The sequence below is a fragment of the Micromonospora echinofusca genome, assembly GCF_900091445.1.
Taxonomy (GTDB): Bacteria; Actinomycetota; Actinomycetes; order Mycobacteriales; family Micromonosporaceae; genus Micromonospora; species Micromonospora echinofusca.
The window spans coordinates 5571076-5590784 of the sequence record NZ_LT607733.1 but is presented as its reverse complement, the minus strand read 5'-3'; the positions used below and the strand labels follow the sequence as shown (position 1 = coordinate 5590784).

The window sequence follows — 19709 nt, the reverse complement described above, 5'->3', positions numbered from 1 at the left end:
CCGGCGGGTTCCCGTCCTGCCCATGGTTATGCCGCCGCACGCGCCTGCCGGGCCCGGGTCACGGCGCGTACGGCAGGTCCACCACCCGGTCGTCGGTGACCTCGTCCGCGGGCGCCCACGTCTCGTAGACGCCCCGCTCCTGGCACTGCGCCCCGGTCTCCGCCACGGCGTCCGGGCCGGGCCGGCGCAGGCGCAGGCGCAGCCACCCGGACTCCTCCCGCAGCACCAGGCAGGGCACGCCCCGCCAGTCGGCCAGCCGCAGCCGGCGCGCCGCCGACTCCACCGGGTAGCGGGCGGCCCGCGTCATCGCCAGCACCCGGAACCCGCCCGGCAGGTCGGCCACCGCCTCGTACTCGCCGCCGGCGTAGCCGCCGACCAGGCGGGTGGAGCGGGGTGCCTCGCCGGTCGGCACGTACTCCTGGTCGGGGGAGAGCCCCGGCACCGCCGCCAGCAGGTGCCGCCACTGCGGGCCCACCATCCGCAGCCAGCCGCGCTGCTCGGCCTGGTAGCTGTAGAGCACCACCTCCGCGCCGTCGGGCGGGTAGGCGAGCAGGGTGGCGTTCGCCGGCATCGGCAGGTCCGCGAAGTCCCGGGTGACGAACTCCGGGACGAGCTGGGCGCTGCTGGGCACGAAACCGGTGCCGAGCACCGCCCCGCCCAGCCGGTCCCGCGGCGCGAGCGCGGTCAGCCCCCGGTGCGCCTCGCCGACCGGCACGTCGTAGTCGGCCGGGTCGGCCGCCCGCCAGCGCAGCACGTACGTGACGTCCGCGCCGTCGTGACCGTCCGTGCCGTCGGTGCGCAGCACGGCCGTGGCCGCCGGCGTACGCAGGTGCGCCACGTCGTGCTCCCGGTAGCAGAAGCCGTGCGGCAGCCACCCGCGCACGTATCCGGCGAGCTGCCGGGCGGAGAGCACCTTGACCATCCGGGTGCCCCGCCGCAGCACCGCTGAGGCGCGCACCGCCGCCAGCGTCGGATCACCGGCGGCAGCCGGCTGCTGGCTGAGCTGCTGCACGTACGACCAGCCCCGCTCGCGGTGCAGCGGCACCAGCAGCGGGGACTCCGCCTCCTCGGCCGGCACCGCCGGTTGCACGACGCCGACCTCGCTCGCGTGCGCGAACCTGCGCCACGGCAGCGCGGCGCCGGGCCGGGGCGCCCACTCGAATCCGGGTGCCTCCTCGGCACTGAACAGCTCGTACGCCGCGCCCCGGGCGATCTCCTCCGCCGGGTACACCACGCCCCCGTACGTCACGCGCGGGCCGTTTCCGCTGCTCTGAGGGGTGACGGTCACGCCGACGACGCTAGGCGCGAGATGTGCCGTTCCGGTGAACGGCCGGTGGCGTCCCCGGAACACCGGCCGCCCGCCGTGTGTGATGCTGGCCGCGATGAGCGAGCCCACCGAAACCCGCAAGCAGCGCGCCGCCCGCCGGGCCGGGGAGTTCCCGCCCGTACCCGAGCCGCTGCCCCGCCCCGTGCTGGACAGCCACACCCACCTCGACATCACCGTCAGCGAGGCCGGCGTACCCCCACGCCCGCGCGCGGACGGGGAGCCGGGCGACGGGCCCGCCGGGGACCCGGTCGCCGTGGCCGTGGCCGTCGCCGCGTCGGTGGGCGTCGACCGGCTGGTGCAGGTCGGCGTGGACGTCGCCTCCTCCCGCTGGGGCGCCGACGTCGCCGACACCCACCCGGCCGTGCTGGCCACCGTGGCGCTGCACCCCAACGAGGCCCCCCGCCTGTCCGACCTGGACGAGGCGCTGCGCGAGATCGAGGCGCTCGCCGCCCGGGACCGGGTGCGCGGCATCGGCGAGACGGGAATGGACTTCTTCCGCACCGGCGAGGAGGGCCGCGCCGTGCAGGAGGAGAGCTTCCGGGCGCACGTCGCCATCGCCAAGCGGTACGGCAAGGCGCTGGTCGTGCACGACCGCGACGCGCACGCCGACGTGCTGCGGATCCTCGACGACGAGGGCGCCCCGGACACGGTGGTGCTGCACTGCTTCTCCGGCGACGCCGACTTCGCCCGCGAGTGCGTCCGCCGGGGCTACCTGCTCAGCTTCGCCGGCACGGTCACGTTCGGCAGCGCCGCCGCCCTGCGGGAGGCCGCCGCGGCGACCCCGGTCGGGCAGCTCCTGGTGGAGACCGACGCGCCCTACCTGACCCCGATGCCGCACCGGGGCCGGCCGAACGCCTCGTACCTGATCCCGCTGACCGTACGGTCGCTGGCCGAGACGACCGGCACGGACCTGGACGAACTCTGCGCCGCCATCTCCGCCACCGGCGACCGCGTCTTCGGCCCGTGGTGACGGGGAGGACCCCTGGCCCGCGCGCCCCGGGAGCGGCCCGCATAGGCTACGGGGCGTGACCGGTCTCCTCGGCCCGGCGGAGATCCGGGAACTGGCCGCCCGGCTGGGCGTCACCCCCACCAAGAGGCTCGGCCAGAACTTCGTGCACGACCCGAACACCGTCCGGCGCATCGTCACCGCCGCCGGGCTGTCCCCGGACGACGTGGCGCTGGAGGTCGGCCCCGGCCTCGGCTCCCTCACCCTCGCCCTGCTTCCCGCCGCCGCGCACGTGCACGCCGTGGAGCTGGACCCGACGCTGGCCGCCGCGCTGCCGGAGACCGCCGCCCGGCACGCCGGCCCCGACGCCGCGCGGCTGAGCGTGCACCACGCCGACGCGCTGCGCGTCCGCGCCGCCGAGTTGGCCGATCCCGCGCCGACCGCGCTGGTGGCGAACCTGCCCTACAACGTGGCCGTGCCGGTGGTGCTGCACCTGCTGGCCGAGCTGCCCAGCCTGCGCCAGGGGCTGGTGATGGTGCAGAAGGAGGTCGCCGACCGGCTCGTCGCCGGCCCGGGCTCCAAGGTGTACGGGGTGCCGTCGGTCAAGCTCGCCTGGTACGCCTCGTCCCGCGCCGCCGGCAAGGTCCCGCCGAACGTCTTCTGGCCGGTGCCGAACGTCGACTCGGGGCTGGTCGCCTTCACCCGCCGTGAGCCGCCCCGCGCCGACGTACCCCGGGAACGGGTCTTCGCCGTGGTGGACGCGGCCTTCGCGCAGCGCCGCAAGACCCTGCGCGCAGCGCTGGCCGGCTGGGCCGGCGGCGCCGACCGGGCGGCCGAGGCGCTCACCGCCGCCGGCGTCGACCCCGGCGCGCGGGGCGAGGCGCTCACCGTCGAGCAGTTCGCCGCCATCGCCGCGTCGGCTCCGGTCGCCCCACCCGCCGCGCAGTAGGCTGACGCCCGTGACCGAGGCCTGGGGACCGGACGACGAGGACGAGCAGCGGCGGCGTGGCGCCAGCGGACCGGTGCGCGTCCGGGTGCCCGCCAAGGTCAACCTGCATCTCGGGGTGGGGCCGCTGCGCCGCGACGGCTACCACGAGCTGAACACCGTCTACCACGCCATCTCGATCCACGACGAGCTGACCGCCCGTCGGGGCGACACGCTCACCCTCACCATGGAGGGCGAGGGCGCCGGCGAGCTGGCCCTGGACGACACCAACCTGGCCATCCGGGCGGCCCACGCCCTCGCCGGCTACGCCGGGGTGCCGCCGCACGCCCGGCTGCACCTGCGCAAGCAGATCCCGCTGGCCGGCGGGCTGGCCGGCGGCAGCGCCGACGCGGCCGCCGCGCTGGTCGCCTGCGACGCGCTCTGGGGGACCGGGCTGTCGCGTGACGAGCTGGCCCGCATCGCCGCCGGCCTCGGCTCCGACGTGCCGTTCCTGATCCACGGGGGCACCGCGTTGGGCACCGGCCGGGGCGAGACGGTCAGTCCCGTGCTGGCCCGCCCCACCACCTGGCACTGGGTGGTGGCCGTCGCGGACGGCGGCCTCTCCACGCCGGCCGCCTACCGGGAACTCGACCGGCTGCGCGACGTCGGCACCGCCGGCGAGCCGCTGGGCAGCACCGACGCGCTCTTCGCCGCGCTGCGCCAGCGCGACCCCCGGGTGCTCGCCGCGACCCTCGGCAACGACCTCCAGGACGCCGCCCTGGCGATGCGCCCGTCGCTGGCGGAGACGCTGAAGGCCGGCGATGCGGCCGGCGCGCTGGCCGGCATCGTCTCCGGTTCGGGTCCGACCTGCGTCTTCCTCGCGACGGACGCCGCCGACGCGGAGCGCATCGCCGCGGAGCTGACCACCGCCGACGTGTGCCGCGAGGCGCGCACCGCGCACGGCCCGGTCCCCGGCGCGCGCATCACCTGACCGGCCCGCTGCGCCCCGCGCCCGACCCGACCTCCCCGGGGGCCGCCGGCCCAGGTTCGCGGGAGCCCGCGCCCGGCGGGCGGCGGGGCGGTCCGCGTACGCTGGAAGCTCAGGCGTCCCAGGTGCCGACCGGCACCGGGACGCCTTGATCATGGGAGGTGAGGTCGTGGCCAACATCGTCAACCTGGACCGGGTGTCCAAGGGCTACGGGGCCGCCGGGCCGCTGCTCACCGACGTCTCGCTCGGCCTGGACGACGCCGACCGGATCGGCGTGGTCGGCCTCAACGGCGCCGGCAAGTCCACGCTGCTGCGGCTGCTCACCCGGATCGAGGAGCCGGACGACGGCCGGGTCACCCACCGCCGCGACCTGCGGGTCGCCTGGCTGCCGCAGACCCTCCAGCTCGCCCCCGAGGCCACCGTCCGGGACGTGGTGCTCGGCACCGCCTGGCTCGGCGAGAGCATGGGCGCCGAGCACGAGTGGGCCGGCGACGCCGGCGTGCGAGCCATCCTCGACGGCCTCGGCATGCCCCACCTCGGCCTCGACCAGCCCGTCGGCCCGATGTCGGGCGGCGAGCGGCGGCGGGTCGCGCTGGCCGCGCTGCTGGTGCGCGAGTCCGACCTGCTCATCCTCGACGAGCCCACCAACCACCTCGACGTCGGCGGCGTCGACTGGCTGGCGAAGTACCTCGTCGGGCGCAAGGGCGCGCTCGTCGTGGTCACCCACGACCGGTGGTTCCTCGACGCCGTCTGCACCACCACCTGGGAGGTCGCCGACCAGACCGTCCGGGCGTACGAGGGCGGCTTCGCCGCGTGGACGCTGGCCCGCGCCGAGCGGGACCGGGTCGCGGCGGCCACCGAGGCCCGCCGGCAGAACCTGCTCCGCAAGGAGATCGCCTGGCTGCGGCGCGGCCCGCCCGCCCGCACGTCCAAGCCGCGCTTCCGCATCGACGCCGCCAACGCCCTCATCGCCGACGTCCCGCCGGCCCGCGACACCATGTCGCTGCAACGGCTCGCCACCGCCCGGCTCGGCAAGCAGGTGTACGACCTGGAGCACGTCACCCTGCACGCCGGCCCGAAGGAGATCCTGCGCGACACCACCTGGCAGGTCGGCCCCGGCGACCGGATCGCCGTCCTCGGCCGCAACGGGGCGGGCAAGACCACCCTGCTGCGGATGCTGGCCGGCATCACCCGTCCCGACGGCGGGCGCTTCGCCACCGGCTCGACGGTCCGGCCGGCCTTCCTCTCCCAGGAACTGGCCGAGTTGCCCGGTCACCTGCGCGTGCTCGAAGCGGTGGAGGAGGTGGCCCGGCGGGTGCAGCTCGGCGACCGGGAGGTCTCCGCCGCCCAGCTCGCCGAGGTCTTCGGCTTCGACGACCGGCGGCTCTGGACGCCGGTCAGCGACCTCTCCGGCGGCGAGCGCCGCCGCTTGCAGATGCTGCGGCTGCTCGCCGGTGAGCCGAACGTGCTCCTGTTCGACGAGCCCACGAACGACCTGGACACCGACACCCTCGCCGCGCTGGAGGACCTGCTCGACTCCTGGCCCGGCACCGTCATCGTGGCCAGCCACGACCGGTACCTCATCGAACGGGTCACCGACGTCGCGTACGGGATGTTCGGCGACGGCCGGCTGGTGCACCTGCCCGGCGGCGTCGACGAGTACCTCGCCCGGGCCGCCGGCCGGCCCGACCCGGTGCTGCCCGAGACGGCCTCCGGGGCCGGCGCCGACGCCCCCGCCGCGACCGGCATGTCCGCCGCCGAGGCGCGGCAGGCCCGCAAGGAGCTGGCCCGGCTGGAACGGCAGGTCGCCAAGCTGGAGCAGAAGGAGGCGACGCTGCTCGACCAGCTCGCCGCGCACGCCACCGACTACGCCAAGGTCGCCGAGCTCGACGCCCAGCTCAAGGAGCTGCGGGCCGAGCGGGAGCGCACCGAGGAGTCCTGGCTGGCCCTGGCCGACGAGATCCCGTCGAGCTGAGCCACCGCCTGCTCGTGGCGCCGCACCGGGAGGCCCCCCGTGTGCGGCGTCACACCCCGGCGTGCGGGACAATCGCTGTCGACCCTCACCCGAACGGCGTTGGAGACTCAGACATGGCCCACACCCCCGTCAACCACCCCGCGCGGCCGGTCTACCGGGCGATCGGCGGGCTGACCGGTCTGTACCTGGTGGCCTTCGGCGTGCTCGGCATCATCGCGAGCGCCGGCAACGAGGTCCTCGCCCAGGATGACACCCAGGTCCTCGGCCAGGGCACGAATCTCGGCTTCTCGCTGCTCAGCGTCCTGCTGGGGGCGGCGGTGCTGGCCGGCACCGCGATCGGCCGCAACATCGACGTGATGATCAACCAGTGGCTGGCGTACGTCATGATGGTGATCAGCCTCGCCGGCCTCGCCTTCATCCAGACCGAGGCCAACATCTTCAACTTCAGCGTCTTCACCGTCGTCGCGCTGATGGTGCTCAGCCTGGTCCTGCTGATGGTCGGCATGTACGGCAAGGTCGGCACGGACGAGGAGCAGGAGGCCTGGCAGAAGGCCCGCCTCGTGCTCTGAGTGGTTTGGTGGGTTTTCGCCGGAGCCCGACCCGCTCCGGGCGGTCAGGCTTGATCCCTGCGCGGGTCGGGCTCCGGCGAAAACCGACGTGGTCCCGCTCCGTCCGGCCGTTGCGGCCCGGTGGGGTGGGATCTTTGTGGTTCCGCCTGCCATTGGGCGGTTTGGCGGACGGACGACCCCCTCCGGGGGACAATCAGGGTGAATGTCCTGATTGGTGGAGGGGTCATGCCGCACTTTCCCGTGAACCATCCGGCGCGACCGGTCTACCGGCTCCTCGCCGGCCTGGTGGGGCTCTACATCCTGGTCTTCGGGGTCTGGGGCGTCGCCCTGACGGTTGGCGACCCACTCTTCGACCGGGGCGACAACTGGGCCCTCGGGCTCCGCACCAACCTGGCCTTCTCGCTGGCCTCCGTCGTCTTCGGGATCGTGCTCGTCGTCGGGGCGTCCCGGCGCGGCAACCTCGGCCACTACATGAACCTGACCGCCGGGATCATCTTCCTGGTCACCAGCATCCTCATGATGTCGGTGCTCCAGACCCAGGCCAACTTCCTCAACTTCTCGATGTCGACGGTGATCGTGTCGATGCTCTTCGGCCTGCTCCTGCTCGGCACCGGCCTGTACGACAAGGTCGGCACCGACGAGCACGCCGAGGAGGAACGGCGCCGCCGCCACCACCCGGTCTCCGAGGCCCACGGCCGCTGACCGGCATCGGGCTCAGCGCCCCCGGACCGTGATCAGGCTCGGCTTCGCCTCCAGGTGCGACAGCCCGCTCCAGGCCAGGTTGACCAGGTGCGCCGCCACGGTCTCCTTGCGCGGCTTGCGCACCTCCAGCCACCAGCGGCCGGTCAGCGCCACCATCCCCACCAGGGCCTGCGAGTAGAGCTCGGCCAGCTTCGGGTCGTAGCCCCGGCTGGAGAACTCAGCCCCGAGGATGTGCTCCACCTGGTGGGCCACGTCGTTCATCACGCTGCTGAAGTTGCCCGCCGCCGACAGCACCGGCGACTCCCGTACCAGCACCCGGAAGCCGCTGGTCTCCTCCTCGATGTAGGTCAGCAGGGCGAGTGCCGCCTGCTCCAGCAGCTCGCGCGGGTGCCCTGCGGTCAGGGCCGTGGTGATCCGGTCCAGCAGGGCGCGTACCTCCCGGTCCACCACCACCGCGTAGAGCCCCTCCTTGCCCCCGAAGTGCTCGTAGACCACCGGCTTGGAGACCTTCGCGCGGGCCGCCACCTCCTCTATGGAGGTGGCGTCGAAGCCGCGCTCGGCGAAGATCTGCCGGGCGATCGCGATCAGCTGCTCCCGGCGCTGGGCCGCCGACATGCGTACGCGTGCGGAGGGTTTGCCGGCCCCGGCGGGAACCGCCGGCCGCCGGTTGGTCGCGCGGTCGCGGCCAGGGACATCGGCCATGTTCTCGTCACTCCGCCGGCGCTCGGTCACCCGGCCATCCTGCCAGGCGGCCCCCGCGCCCACCGCCCGCGCTACCGCCCGGCGGCCGGTTCGACGAGCTTCGCCGCGATGCGCTCGGGCTTCGGCCAGCGCACGTCCCAGGCCGCGCCGGCCTTCTCGAACAGCCAGATCACCCGGGCCGAGATGTCCACCTGCCCGCGCAGTACGCCGTGCCGGGCGCTGGTCGGGTCGGCGTGGTGCAGGTTGTGCCAGCTCTCGCCGAACGACACGATCGCCAGCGGCCAGAAGTTCGACGCCCGGTCGCCCTGGCGCACCGCGAACGGCCGCTCTCCGTAGACGTGGCAGACGGAGTTGATGGACCACGTGACGTGGTGCAGGAGCGCGATGCGCACCAGGCCGGCCCAGAAGAGCGCGGACAGCGCCCCCCGCCACGACCAGGTGAGCAGGCCGCCCATCAGCGCCGGGCCGAGGACCGAGACCACCACCAGCAGCGGGAACAGCCGGTCCACGCGGTTGATGTCCCGGTCGGCGAGCAGGTCCGGGGCGAAGCGTCGGCGGTTGGACAGCTCGCGGCCGAAGAGCCAGCCGACGTGCGCGTGGAACAGACCCTTGGTCAGACCCCGGACGCTCTCGCCGTACCGCCACGGCGAGTGCGGGTCGCCCTCCAGGTCGGAGAAGGCGTGGTGACGCCGGTGGTCGGCCACCCACTGGATGATCTCGCCCTGCACCGCCAGCGAGCCGGACACCGCCAGCGCGACCCGCAGCCAGCGCTTCGCCTTGAACGACCCGTGGGTGAAGTACCGGTGGTAGCCGACGGTGATGCCCAGGCCCGAGACGACGTACCAGAACGCGGCGACGGCCACGTCGGTCCAGCTCAGCCAGCCGCCCCAGGCGACCGGCACGGCGGCGAGGAGGGCCAGGAAGGGGATCACCACGAACGCCCAGAGGGCGATGAGGATGCCCCGTGACTGGGTGCCCTGGGTGAGCGGCTTCGGACCGGCGGCGGGGTCGAGGGACGTGGTGGACATGGCACCTCGCAAGGGGACGCGATGATCACGTAGTTACGCCTACGTCACCGTAACTTAGGTGTCCGGGATGCGCACGGGACAGCGTCGGGGATGAATGTCTGACGCTGTCGTACGCCCGCCCGAGGTGCTGCACGCGACCGCTCCACCGCCTGCCGAGGATGCGGGGAGGAAATGGGCGATGGCGTCCCGGGCGAGGGGCGCTAAGGTGTAGGAGTCCGGCAGGCTGTCAAGTTTGCCCGTTTTAGACCGTCCCGGGTCGTCTAATGGCAGGACGTCAGGTTTTGGTCCTGATTGTAGGGGTTCGAGTCCTCTCCCGGGAGCTTCCGCTCGTCGCAGACGATGTCTGGTTAGCATGGCCGCGAGATTGTTCGCCGTCCCGACGGGAGCCCGTGTCGTGTCCCAGCCCCACCTCCGCACCGTTGTCGTGCTCGCCGCTGGTGAGGGCAAGCGGATGAAGTCGGCGCTGCCCAAGGTGCTGCACCCGCTGCTCGGTCGTACCCTCGTCGGCCACGTGCTCGCCGCCGCCGCGCCGCTGGCCGCGGACCGCACGGTGGTCGTGGTGGGGCACGGCGCCGACCAGGTCCGCGCGCACCTGACGGAGATCGCCCCCGCGGCCACCCCGGTGCTCCAGGCCGAGCAGCTCGGCACCGGCCACGCCGTCCGGATCGCGCTGGACGCCGTGCCGGACGCCACCGGCACCGTGGTCGTCATCAACGGCGACGTACCGCTGCTGCGCCCGGAGACGGTGGCCGCGCTGGTGGCGGCGCACGAGGGCGCGGGCGCGGCGGCGACCGTGCTCGCCGCCGAGGTGCCCGACCCGACCGGCCTTGGCCGGATCGTGCGCGACGCCGGCGGGCGGCTCGAGCAGATCGTCGAGGAGCGCGACGCCACCGAGGCGCAGCGGGCGATCCGGGAGATCAACGCGGGCATCTACGCGTTCGACGTCGCCCGGTTGCGCGACGCGCTGGGCAAGTTGTCGACCGACAACGACCAGGGCGAGGAGTACCTGACCGACGTCTTCGCCCTGCTGGGCTCGGCCGGTGAGCCGGTGGCCGTGCACGTGGCGGCGGACCACGTGGAGACGCTGGGCTGCAACGACCGGGTCGAGCTGGCCACGCTGCGCCGGCTGCTGCGCGACCGCGTCAACGAGGCCTGGATGCGTACCGGGGTCAGCCTGCTCGACCCGGACACCACCTGGATCGACGTGACGGTCGCCCTGGACTCCGACGCCGTGGTCGACCAGAACACCCAGCTGCGCGGCGGCACGGTGGTCGGCACGGGCGCGGTCGTCGGGCCGGATGTGACGCTGATCGACACGGTCGTCGGCCCCGGCGCCACGGTGCTGCGCAGCCACGCGGTGGGCGCGGAGGTCGGCCCGGGCGCCAGCGTCGGGCCGTACGCGTACCTGCGGCCGGACGCCCGGCTGGCCGAGAAGGCCAAGGTCGGCACGTTCGTCGAGGTGAAGAACTCCGAGGTGGGCGCGGGCGCGAAGGTGCCGCACCTGTCGTACGTGGGCGACGCGACGATCGGCGCGAAGGCGAACATCGGCGCGGCGACGATCTTCGTCAACTACGACGGGGTGAACAAGCACCGCACCACGGTCGGCGAGGCCGCGTTCGTCGGCTGCGACACCAGCCTCATCGCTCCCGTCGAGGTGGGCGCCGGGGCGTACGTGGCGGCGGGCAGCGCGATCACGCAGGACGTGCCGCCGGGCGCGCTCGGGGTGACCCGCGCGCCGCAGCGCAGCATCGACGGCTGGGTGGCCCGCAAGCGCGCCGGTACGGCCTCGGCGGAGGCGGCGGCGCGGGCCCAGAAGGCCGATGAGGATGCGTCGGCATCGGGATCCCGGGCAAGTGAAGGTGAGGCAATCCACGGGGATGCCGAGCCGGTCAGGTCGGCCTCGGGCGCGGGGGATACTGCAACCGAATAGTCCCCGGCCCACCACCACCGCCGGGTACCACCGACCAACGGGAGCAGACGGGCCCATGGGCAGCATCGTCGCCGAAAACCGCAAGAGCCTGATGCTTTTTTCCGGACGTGGCTTTCCGGAGTTGGCCAAGGAGATCGGTGAGGTGCTCGGCGTCGCGCCGACGCCGGCCGACGCGTACGAGTTCGCCAACGGTGAGATCTTCGTACGGTTCAAGGACTCGGTACGCGGTTCGGACGCCTTCGTGGTCCAGTCCGTCACGCACGGGGTCAACACGTGGGTCATGGAGACCCTCATCATGATCGACGCGCTGAAGCGCGGTTCGGCCAAGCGGATCACCGTGGTCCTGCCGTTCTACCCGTACGCCCGGCAGGACAAGAAGCACCGCGGCCGGGAGCCGATCTCGGCCCGGCTGGTGGCGGACCTGCTGAAGACGGCCGGGGCGAACCGCATCCTCACCGTCGACCTGCACACCGCGCAGATCCAGGGCTTCTTCGACGGCCCCGTCGACCACCTCTTCGCCATGGACATCCTCGCCGAGTACGTCCAGCACAAGTACGGCGGCCGCCCGATGACGGTGGTCGCGCCGGACTCGGGCCGGGTACGCGTGGCGGAGCGGTGGACGGACCGGCTGGGCGGCTGCCCGCTGGCGTTCATCCACAAGACCCGGGACCCGCTGAAGCCGAACCAGGTGGTGGCGAACCGGGTGGTCGGCGAGGTCGAGGGCCGGGTCTGCCTGATCGTCGACGACATGATCGACACGGGCGGCACGATCTGCGGGGCGGCGGACATCCTCCGGGAGTCCGGCGCGGCCGACGTGGTCGTGGCCTCGACCCACGCGCTGCTCTCCGACCCCGCGACCGAGCGGCTGAAGAACGCCCCGATCAGCGAGGTCGTGGTGACCAACACGCTGCCGCTGCCGCCGGAGAAGCAGCTCGACAAGATCACCGTGCTGTCGATCGCGCCGCTGCTGGCGCGGGCGATCCGCGAGGTCTTCGACGACGGCTCGGTGACCACCCTCTTCGGTGGCCTGAGCTGACCGTGCGACGCCGGGCCGGGCGGCGTGGGCGCCCCCGGTCCCGGCGTCGGACGCCCCGGCGTACGGGGTGTCGTCGACCGGGGCCGGATCACCCTGCGGGCCTGCGGGAACGGTGATAAGGGGACTGCCGGAGCGCGCGGAATCAGCTCGGGTAGACTGGTGCGGTTGCCACGGCGAGGGTGCCCGGCGGGCCGCTGACAAGCGCCGCACGGAGGCACCGTCATCGACGCGGTGCTCCGGGCAGTCGTTCTCGACGCATGAGCCCCAGCGAGCCCCTCGCCCCAGCACCGCCAGACGACAAGCCGCCGCAGCGAAAGCATCAGGAGTTTCCCCGTGTCCGAGGTAAAGATCAGCGCCGAGCCCCGCACCGAGTTCGGCAAGGGTGGTGCCCGTCGTACCCGCCGGGCCGGCAAGGTGCCCGCCGTGCTGTACGGCCACGGCGAGAAGCCCAAGCACATCGCGCTGCCGTCCCGCGAGTTCGCCGCCGCGATCCGCAAGGGTGGCGCCAACCAGCTCTTCGCGATCGAGGTCAGCGACGGCACCCAGGTGCTGGCGCTGCCGAAGGCGATCCAGCGTGACCCGATCAAGGACACCTTCGAGCACGTGGACCTGCTGCTGGTCCGCCGGGGCGAGAAGGTCACCGTCGAGGTCCCGGTCCAGCTGACCGGCGAGGCCGCGAAGGACACCCTGATCGTGCACGACCACGACACCCTCTCGGTCACCGCCGACGCCACCAAGGTGCCGGACCACCTGGAGGCCTCGATCGAGGGCATGGAGGCCGGCACGCAGGTCACCGCCGGCGACGTGGAGCTGCCGGCCGGCGTCGAGCTGGCCGCCGACGCGGACCAGACGGTCGCCTCGGTGACCGCCGCGCCGACCGCCGAGCAGCTCGAGGCCACCCTCCCCGAGGTCGAGGAGGCCGCCGAGGAGGCCGAGGCCGGTGTCGGCGAGGAGACCGCCGAGGGCGCCGAGGCTCCGGCCGCCGAGGGCGAGGAGAACGCCGAGGCGAAGACCGAGGCCTGATCGGTTCGCAGCTTGCGACAGGCGTCCCCGCGCGGTCGGGGGCGCCTGTCGGCGTATCGGTGTCCGGTGGGTGCGGTGACGGCGAGCAGCGGGAGGGGCGGGGCGTGACGGACGAGGCGGGGCCGTGGCTGGTGGTCGGCCTGGGCAACCCGGGCCGGGAGTACGCCGGCAACCGGCACAACGTCGGCTTCATGGTGGCCGACCTGCTGGCGGGCCGGCTCGGCGCGAAGTTCGGCCGGCACAAGCGGGCGGTGGCGGAGGTCGCCGAGGGGCGGCTCGGGTTCGGCGGGCCGAAGCTGGTGCTGGTCAAGCCGCTGACGTACATGAACCTCTCCGGCGGGCCGGTGACCGGCCTCGCCCAGTTCCACAAGGTGCCGCCGGGCCGGGTGATCGCCGTGCACGACGAGCTGGACATCGGCTACGGGCAGCTGCGGGTGAAGTGCGGCGGCGGCGAGGGCGGGCACAACGGCCTGCGGTCGATGTCGAAGTCGCTGGGCACGAAGGAGTACGTCCGGGTGCGCTTCGGCATCGGCCGGCCGCCGGGGCGGCAGGATCCGGCGGACTACGTACTGTCGGATTTCGGCGCGACCGAGCGCAAGGAGCTGGAGTTCCTGGTGGACCGGGCCGCCGACGTGGTGGAGTCGGTGGTCACCAGGGGCGTGGAGCCGACGCAGAACCTCTACCACGGGGTGTGAGCGCCGGGTCGGGCGCCGGGGGCCGGTAGTCTTCGCCTTTCGGCGCGACGCAACGGCCGGGGCGGATCGTCGGCGGCAAATGCCGAGCGTGGCGAGGCGACGGGAGCGAGAGTCATGGGCAGTCCTCCGATGATCGACGGGGCCTTCGCCCGGTGGCTGGCGGCCCGGGCCGGTCAGGCGCTGCTCGGCCTGCGCGCCGAGATGGGCTTCGCGGACGCGGGGGCGTTGCGCTCGGCGGGCGACAAGGTCTCGCACGACCTCATCCGCACCGAGCTGGCGAAGTGGCGGCCGGACGACGCCGTCCTCTCCGAGGAGGACGAGGGTTCGCGGCTGGCGTGGGCGGCGGAGGTGAACGCCGAGGCGGTGTCCCGGCTGACCGCCGACCGGGTGTGGATCATCGACCCGCTGGACGGCACCCGGGAGTTCTCCGAGGAGGGCCGTTCGGACTGGGCGGTGCACGTGGCGCTCTGGTCGCGTACCGCTCCGACGCCGCACGGGCTGGTGGGGGGCGCGGTCGGGCTGCCGGCGCAGCAGCGGGTGCTGGGCACCGACTATCCGCCGGCGTACCCTCCGGCGACGGTGCAGGCGGCGGCGCCCGGCGGGCGGACGATCCGCCTGGCGGCGAGCCGGAGCCGGCCGCCGGTGTTCCTGACCGACCTGGCGGAGGACGTCGGCGCGCACCTGGTGCCGATGGGCTCGGCCGGGGCGAAGATCGCCGCGGTGGTGACCGGTGAGGTGGACGCCTACATCCATGCGGGCGGCCAGTACGAGTGGGACTCGGCCGCGCCGGTCGCTGTGGCGACGGCCACCGGCCTGCACGCTTCCCGGATCGACGGTTCTGCGCTGAGATACAACGAGGCGGATCCGCGCCTGCCCGACCTGCTGGTCTGCCGCAAGGATCTCGCCAGTCGGTTGCTTGCAGCGTTGCAGCGTCATTCCGGGTAGCCTGAGCGGCACTTCTTGGCATGCCCGACCGGAAAGGTCTGGAATACGATGAGCGGATTCGAGCGAAGCGAGCCCGTGTCATGACCGCCCCCGCCGCCTACCAGGTGTCGCACCTCGACGCGCTGGAGGCCGAGAGCATCTTCGTGATGCGCGAGGTGGTCGCCGAGATGGAGCGGCCGGTGCTGCTCTTCTCGGGCGGCAAGGACTCGATCGTCATGCTCCGGCTGGCCCAGAAGGCGTTCGCCCCGGCCAACGTCCCGTTCCCGGTCATGCACGTGGACACCGGGCACAACTTCCCCGAGGTCCTGGAATACCGGGACCAGCGGGTCGCCGAGCTGGGGCTGCAACTGGTGGTGGCGAGCGTGCCGGAGGCGCTGGCCCGCGGGCTGGTGCGCGAGTCGGCCGACGGGATGCGCAACCGGATCCAGACGCCGGTGCTGCTGGACGCGGTGGAGAAGCACCGCTTCGACGCGCTCTTCGGCGGCGCCCGCCGCGACGAGGAGAAGGCCCGCGCCAAGGAGCGGGTGTTCAGCTTCCGCGACGAGTTCGGCCAGTGGGACCCGAAGAACCAGCGCCCGGAGCTGTGGGCGCTCTACAACGGCCGCCACCACCCGGGCGAGTCGATCCGGGTCTTCCCGCTGTCCAACTGGACCGAGCTGGACGTCTGGCACTACATCGCCCGCGAGCGCATCGCCCTGCCGTCGATCTACTACGCCCACGAGCGCGAGGTGGTCGAGCGCGACGGGATGCTCTACGCGGTCAACGAGTTCTTCCGGCCCCGGGCGGGCGAGGACCGGTTCAAGGCGCGGGTGCGCTACCGGACGGTGGGCGACGCGTCCTGCACCGCCGCCGTGCGCTCCGACGCCGACACGGTCGAGAAGGTCATCGAGGAGGTCGCCGCCACCCGGATCACCGAGCGCGGCGCGACCCGCGGCGACGACCGGGTCAGCGAGGCCGCCATGGAGGACCGCAAGCGGGAGGGCTACTTCTGATGACCACCGAGACCGTCCCGCCGGCCGACGCGAGCCCGACGGACGCCCGGGCCGTGCCGGAGCCCCGGCCGATGGACCTGCTGCGCTTCGCCACCGCCGGCAGCGTCGACGACGGCAAGTCGACCCTGATCGGCCGGCTGCTCTACGACACGAAGTCGCTCTTCACCGACCAGCTCGCCGCCGTCGAGGCGGTCAGCGCCGCGCGGGGCGACGAGTACACCAACCTGGCGCTGCTCACCGACGGCCTGCGGGCGGAGCGCGAGCAGGGCATCACCATCGACGTGGCGTACCGCTACTTCGCCACGCCCCGGCGGAAGTTCATCATCGCGGACACCCCCGGGCACATCCAGTACACCCGCAACATGGTGACCGGGGCGTCGACGGCCGACCTGGCGCTGATCCTGGTGGACGCCCGCAAGGGCCTGGTCGAGCAGTCCCGCCGGCACGCGTTCCTCTGCTCGCTGCTGCGGGTGCCGCACCTGGTCCTCTGCGTCAACAAGATGGACCTGGTCGACTTCTCGCAGGAGGTCTTCGAGCGGATCGCCGACGAGTTCACTGCGTTCGCCGCGAAGCTCGACGTGCCCGACCTGACGGTGGTGCCGGTCTCGGCGCTGCGCGGCGACAACATCGTCACCCGGTCGGAGAACATGCCCTGGTACGAGGGCCCGTCGCTGCTGCACCACCTGGAGCGGGTGCACATCGCCAGCGACCGCAACCTGGTCGACGTGCGCTTCCCGGTGCAGTACGTGATCCGCCCGCAGTCGACCACCGTCACCGACTACCGGGGCTACGCGGGCCAGGTCGCCTCCGGTGTGCTCAAGCCGGGCGACGAGGTGATGGTGCTGCCGTCCGGCTTCACCAGCCGGATCGCCGCCGTGGAGACCGCCGACGGGCCGGTCGCGGAGGCGTTCCCGCCGATGTCGGTGACCGTACGCCTCGAAGACGAGATCGACATCTCCCGGGGCGACATGATCTGCCGTCCGAACAACGCCCCGGCGGTGTCCCAGGACATCGAGGCGATGGTGTGCTGGATGGACGAGACCCGCCCGCTCCAGGTCGGCGGGAAGTACGCCATCAAGCACACCACCCGCTCGGCGCGGGCGATCGTGCGCGGTCTGCACTACCGGCTGGACATCAACTCGCTGCACCGCGACGAGTCCGCGGGCGGGCTGGGGCTCAACGAGATCGGCCGGGTGCGGCTGCGGACGACCGTGCCGCTGCTCGCGGACGAGTACCGCCGCAACCGCACCACCGGCGGCTTCGTGATCATCGACGAGTCCACCAACCGCACCGTCGGCGCGGGGATGATCGTCGAAGCGCAGTGAGTTCCGCCGACGGGTGGGCGCCGACGCCCGCCCGTCGGCTGACTGCGCCTCGGCTGACCGGGCCTGCTGGTTGACCGCGCCAGCCGCCGCGTCTCGCGCCTCGGGTCTTTCGCAGGGCCGTACCCGCTGCGCCGGACCTCGGCGACGACCGGCAGCGTTGTCGGTTCGTCCCGATGCCACAGAGGTATTTAAATGCCACAGAGGTATCAGCGTGCCGCCGGGTGGGTCGGTCGGCGGGAAGACCCCGAACGCTGCGGCTTCGTCGGCTCCACCGGCCTTCCCCGGCTGGTGCTCGGTGATCCAGGTCAGCTCCGGTAGCCGCTCGGACGGTCGGCGCAGGGTCCCGGACCGGCAGCCGCTGCTGCCCGCGTAGGCGCCCGCCGGGCGGGCGGTGGCCGTCCGGCGGGTCGCCGCGTCGGTGCTCAGTCCAGCCGGGTGGCGCCCGGGTCGGGCAGGACGGTGACGTGGCCGGGCGCGGCGAAGCCCCGCTCGGCGTACGCGGCCGTGACGGCGGCGGCGACCGCGTCGGCCCGTTCCGCGTCGACGAGGGCGAGGACGCAGCCGCCGAAGCCGCCGCCGGTCATCCGGGCGCCGAGCGCCCCGGCGGCCAGGGCCGCCTCGACGGCCGTGTCGATCTCCGGGACGGTGATCTCGAAGTCGTCGCGCATCGAGGCGTGCGAGGCGGTCAGCAGCGGCCCGATCTCGCGTACCCGGCCGGCGCGCAGCAGCGCGACGGTGTCGAGCACCCGCTGGTTCTCGGTCACGACGTGCCGCACCCGGCGGCGGGTCTCGTCCTCGTCGAGCCGGGCCAGGGCGTCGGCCAGCCCGTCGGCGGGGACGTCGCGCAGCGCCGCGACGCCGAGCAGCCCGGCGGCCCGCTCGCAGGAGCCGCGGCGGGCGGCGTACTCGCCGTCGGCGTGCCGGTGCGGGGCCCGGCTGTCGACGACCAGCACGGCGAGGCCAGCGGCGTCCAGGTCGAACGGGACCTGCTCGACGGACTCGTCGCGGCAGTCCAGGAAGAGCGCGTGCCCGGCGCGACAGCGGATCACCGCCGACTGGTCCATGATGCCGGTCGGCGCGCCCACGTAGTCGTTCTCGGCGCGCCGGGCCAGCCGGGGCCGTCGCTCGGCGGGCAGGTCCAGCCCGCCCAGGTCGACCAGGGCGGCCAGCACGGCGGCCTCCAGCGCGGCCGAGGAGGACAGCCCGGCGCCCAGGGGCACGTCGGAGGCGATCGCCAGGCGGGCGCCGGGCACCGCGTGCCCCGCCGCCCGCAGCGCCCAGACGACCCCGGCCGCGTACGCGCCCCAGCCGGTGACCCGGCCGGGCCCGGCGACCTCCTCGGCGCCGAAGGTGATCGTCTCGCCGGTGAGCTCCGAGCGGACCGTCCAGGTGTCGCCGGGCTGCGGGGCGGCTGCCACCACCGTGCGCAGCGGCAGGGCGAAGGGCAGGACGAAGCCGTCGTTGTAGTCGGTGTGCTCGCCGATGAGGTTCGCCCGCCCGGGAGCCGCCCAGCGGCCGGCGGGCGGCTCGCCGTACGCCGAACGGAAGTCGGCGGTGGCGCGGGCCGCGACGTCGTCGGTCACCGTGGCCCCGCGACGTGCGTGCGGTAGAACGCCCAGGCATCGGCGACGATGTCGGGCAGGGTCGGCTTGCGCGGCACCCAGCCCAGCTCCTCGCGGGCCAGCGCGGACGACGCGACCAACTCGGCGGGATCGCCCTCGCGGCGCGGCGCGACCTCGACCGGCACGGGGTGCCCGGTGACCTCGCGGACCACGTCGACCACCTGGCGGTTGGTGAAGCCGTTGCCGTTGCCCAGGTTGTAGATCCGGTGCTGCCCGGCGGTCGCCGCGTCGAGCGCCAGCAGGTGGGCGCGGGCGAGGTCGGCGACGTGGATGTAGTCGCGCACGCAGGTGCCGTCGACGGTCGGGTAGTCGTCGCCGAAGAGCTGGAGCTTCTCCCGCCGGCCGGCGGCCACCTCCAGCGCGATCGGGATGAGGTGGGTCTCCGGGTCGTGCCGCTCGCCGAGCGCGACGTCGCCGTCGAGGTACGCCCCGGCGACGTTGAAGTAGCGCAGCGAGACGGCGGCCAGGTTGTGCCCGATCGCCTCGGAGGTGAGGGCCATGTCGACGGCGAGCTTGGTGGCGCCGTACGTGTTCGTCGGGGCCTTCACCGCCGTCTCGGGGATGGGCAGCTCGGTGGGGTTGCCGTAGACGGCGGCGGTGGAGGAGAAGACCAGGCGGGGCACGCCGGCGGCCCGGACGGCGTCGATCAGGGCGATCGAGCCGACGGTGTTGGTGTGCCAGTAGAGCTCGGGCCGGGTCATCGACTCGCCCGCGGCGATCAGCGCGGCGAAGTGCAGCACCCCGTCGAAGCCCGCGCCGGGGGTGAGCACCCGCGCGGCGTCGTGGACGGGCGCGTCGACGTGCGTCGCGTCGGGGGCGAGCGCCTCGCGGTGGCCGGTGCGCAGGTCGTCGAGCACCACGACCTCGTGGCCGGCGTCGAGCAGCATCCTGGTCACCACGCTGCCGATGAAGCCGGCGCCGCCGGTGACGAGCAGTTTCACGTCGGTCTCCTCCTGCCTGGCCGTCCGGTGGCGGCCCG

At 73.6% G+C, this 19709-nt stretch carries 18 protein-coding genes and 1 tRNA gene; 14 read left to right on the top strand and 5 right to left on the bottom strand.

The window, feature by feature from the left end; all coding sequences use genetic code 11:
* Positions 1–58: 58 nt before the first annotated feature.
* Positions 59–1288 (bottom strand): hypothetical protein, encoded by a 1230-nt coding sequence (locus GA0070610_RS23790; RefSeq protein ID WP_089002108.1) that lies wholly within the window; start codon positions 1286–1288, stop codon positions 59–61.
* A gap of 82 nt (positions 1289–1370) precedes the next feature.
* Here GA0070610_RS23790 and GA0070610_RS23785 point away from each other — a divergent pair, with 82 nt between their 5' ends.
* From GA0070610_RS23785 to GA0070610_RS23760, 6 genes are all read left to right on the top strand, one after another.
* Positions 1371–2297: a TatD family hydrolase gene (locus GA0070610_RS23785; protein ID WP_089003695.1), complete on the top strand. Its 927-nt coding sequence runs from the start codon at positions 1371–1373 to the stop codon at positions 2295–2297.
* Between the two features lie 55 nt (positions 2298–2352).
* Complete coding sequence (rsmA, locus tag GA0070610_RS23780) at positions 2353–3222, top strand: 16S rRNA (adenine(1518)-N(6)/adenine(1519)-N(6))-dimethyltransferase RsmA (protein WP_089002107.1); 870 nt, start codon at positions 2353–2355, stop codon at positions 3220–3222.
* 10 nt (positions 3223–3232) lie between these two features.
* Complete coding sequence (locus tag GA0070610_RS23775; RefSeq protein WP_089002106.1) at positions 3233–4189, top strand: 4-(cytidine 5'-diphospho)-2-C-methyl-D-erythritol kinase; 957 nt, start codon at positions 3233–3235, stop codon at positions 4187–4189.
* A 166-nt stretch (positions 4190–4355) separates the two neighbouring features.
* Positions 4356–6161, top strand: a complete 1806-nt coding sequence (locus tag GA0070610_RS23770; RefSeq protein ID WP_089003694.1) for an ABC-F family ATP-binding cassette domain-containing protein — start codon at positions 4356–4358, stop codon at positions 6159–6161.
* Between the two features lie 113 nt (positions 6162–6274).
* Positions 6275–6730, top strand: a complete 456-nt coding sequence (locus GA0070610_RS23765) for a DUF4383 domain-containing protein (RefSeq protein WP_089002105.1) — start codon at positions 6275–6277, stop codon at positions 6728–6730.
* 225 nt (positions 6731–6955) lie between these two features.
* Positions 6956–7432 (top strand): DUF4383 domain-containing protein, encoded by a 477-nt coding sequence (locus tag GA0070610_RS23760; protein ID WP_089002104.1) that lies wholly within the window; start codon positions 6956–6958, stop codon positions 7430–7432.
* Positions 7433–7444: 12 nt separating this feature from the next.
* Here the strand turns inward: GA0070610_RS23760 and GA0070610_RS23755 are convergent, their stop codons facing one another.
* Both GA0070610_RS23755 and GA0070610_RS23750 read right to left on the bottom strand, forming a co-directional pair.
* Positions 7445–8134, bottom strand: a complete 690-nt coding sequence (locus GA0070610_RS23755; RefSeq protein WP_089003693.1) for a TetR/AcrR family transcriptional regulator — start codon at positions 8132–8134, stop codon at positions 7445–7447.
* A 71-nt stretch (positions 8135–8205) separates the two neighbouring features.
* Entirely contained in the window at positions 8206–9162 is a 957-nt protein-coding gene (locus GA0070610_RS23750; RefSeq protein WP_089002103.1) for an acyl-CoA desaturase, read from the bottom strand.
* A gap of 249 nt (positions 9163–9411) precedes the next feature.
* On the opposite strand from GA0070610_RS23750, the gene GA0070610_RS23745 reads away from it, so the two are divergent.
* From GA0070610_RS23745 to GA0070610_RS23710, 8 genes are all read left to right on the top strand, one after another.
* Positions 9412–9482: transfer RNA gene (locus GA0070610_RS23745), tRNA-Gln, on the top strand.
* A 74-nt stretch (positions 9483–9556) separates the two neighbouring features.
* Entirely contained in the window at positions 9557–11092 is a 1536-nt protein-coding gene (gene glmU, locus GA0070610_RS23740) for a bifunctional UDP-N-acetylglucosamine diphosphorylase/glucosamine-1-phosphate N-acetyltransferase GlmU (protein WP_392567268.1), read from the top strand.
* 55 nt (positions 11093–11147) lie between these two features.
* A complete protein-coding gene (locus GA0070610_RS23735) occupies positions 11148–12128 on the top strand; it encodes a ribose-phosphate diphosphokinase (protein ID WP_089002101.1) in 981 nt (326 codons plus the stop codon).
* 333 nt (positions 12129–12461) lie between these two features.
* Complete coding sequence (locus tag GA0070610_RS23730; RefSeq protein ID WP_089002100.1) at positions 12462–13151, top strand: 50S ribosomal protein L25/general stress protein Ctc; 690 nt, start codon at positions 12462–12464, stop codon at positions 13149–13151.
* A gap of 104 nt (positions 13152–13255) precedes the next feature.
* Positions 13256–13846: an aminoacyl-tRNA hydrolase gene (gene pth / locus GA0070610_RS23725; protein WP_089003692.1), complete on the top strand. Its 591-nt coding sequence runs from the start codon at positions 13256–13258 to the stop codon at positions 13844–13846.
* A 114-nt stretch (positions 13847–13960) separates the two neighbouring features.
* Positions 13961–14791, top strand: coding sequence for an inositol monophosphatase family protein (locus GA0070610_RS23720; protein ID WP_089002099.1), 831 nt, complete (start codon positions 13961–13963; stop codon positions 14789–14791).
* Between the two features lie 80 nt (positions 14792–14871).
* Positions 14872–15783: a sulfate adenylyltransferase subunit CysD gene (cysD, locus tag GA0070610_RS23715; protein ID WP_089002098.1), complete on the top strand. Its 912-nt coding sequence runs from the start codon at positions 14872–14874 to the stop codon at positions 15781–15783.
* Positions 15783–17108: a sulfate adenylyltransferase subunit 1 gene (locus tag GA0070610_RS23710; protein WP_089002097.1), complete on the top strand. Its 1326-nt coding sequence runs from the start codon at positions 15783–15785 to the stop codon at positions 17106–17108. The genes cysD and GA0070610_RS23710 overlap by 1 nt, the downstream gene beginning before the upstream one ends.
* A 422-nt stretch (positions 17109–17530) precedes the next feature.
* Here the strand turns inward: GA0070610_RS23710 and galK are convergent, their stop codons facing one another.
* Positions 17531–18691: a galactokinase gene (gene galK / locus GA0070610_RS23705; RefSeq protein WP_089002096.1), complete on the bottom strand. Its 1161-nt coding sequence runs from the start codon at positions 18689–18691 to the stop codon at positions 17531–17533.
* Positions 18688–19671: a UDP-glucose 4-epimerase GalE gene (gene galE, locus GA0070610_RS23700; protein WP_089002095.1), complete on the bottom strand. Its 984-nt coding sequence runs from the start codon at positions 19669–19671 to the stop codon at positions 18688–18690. Before galE ends, galK begins: the two co-directional genes overlap by 4 nt.
* Positions 19672–19709: the final 38 nt, after the last annotated feature.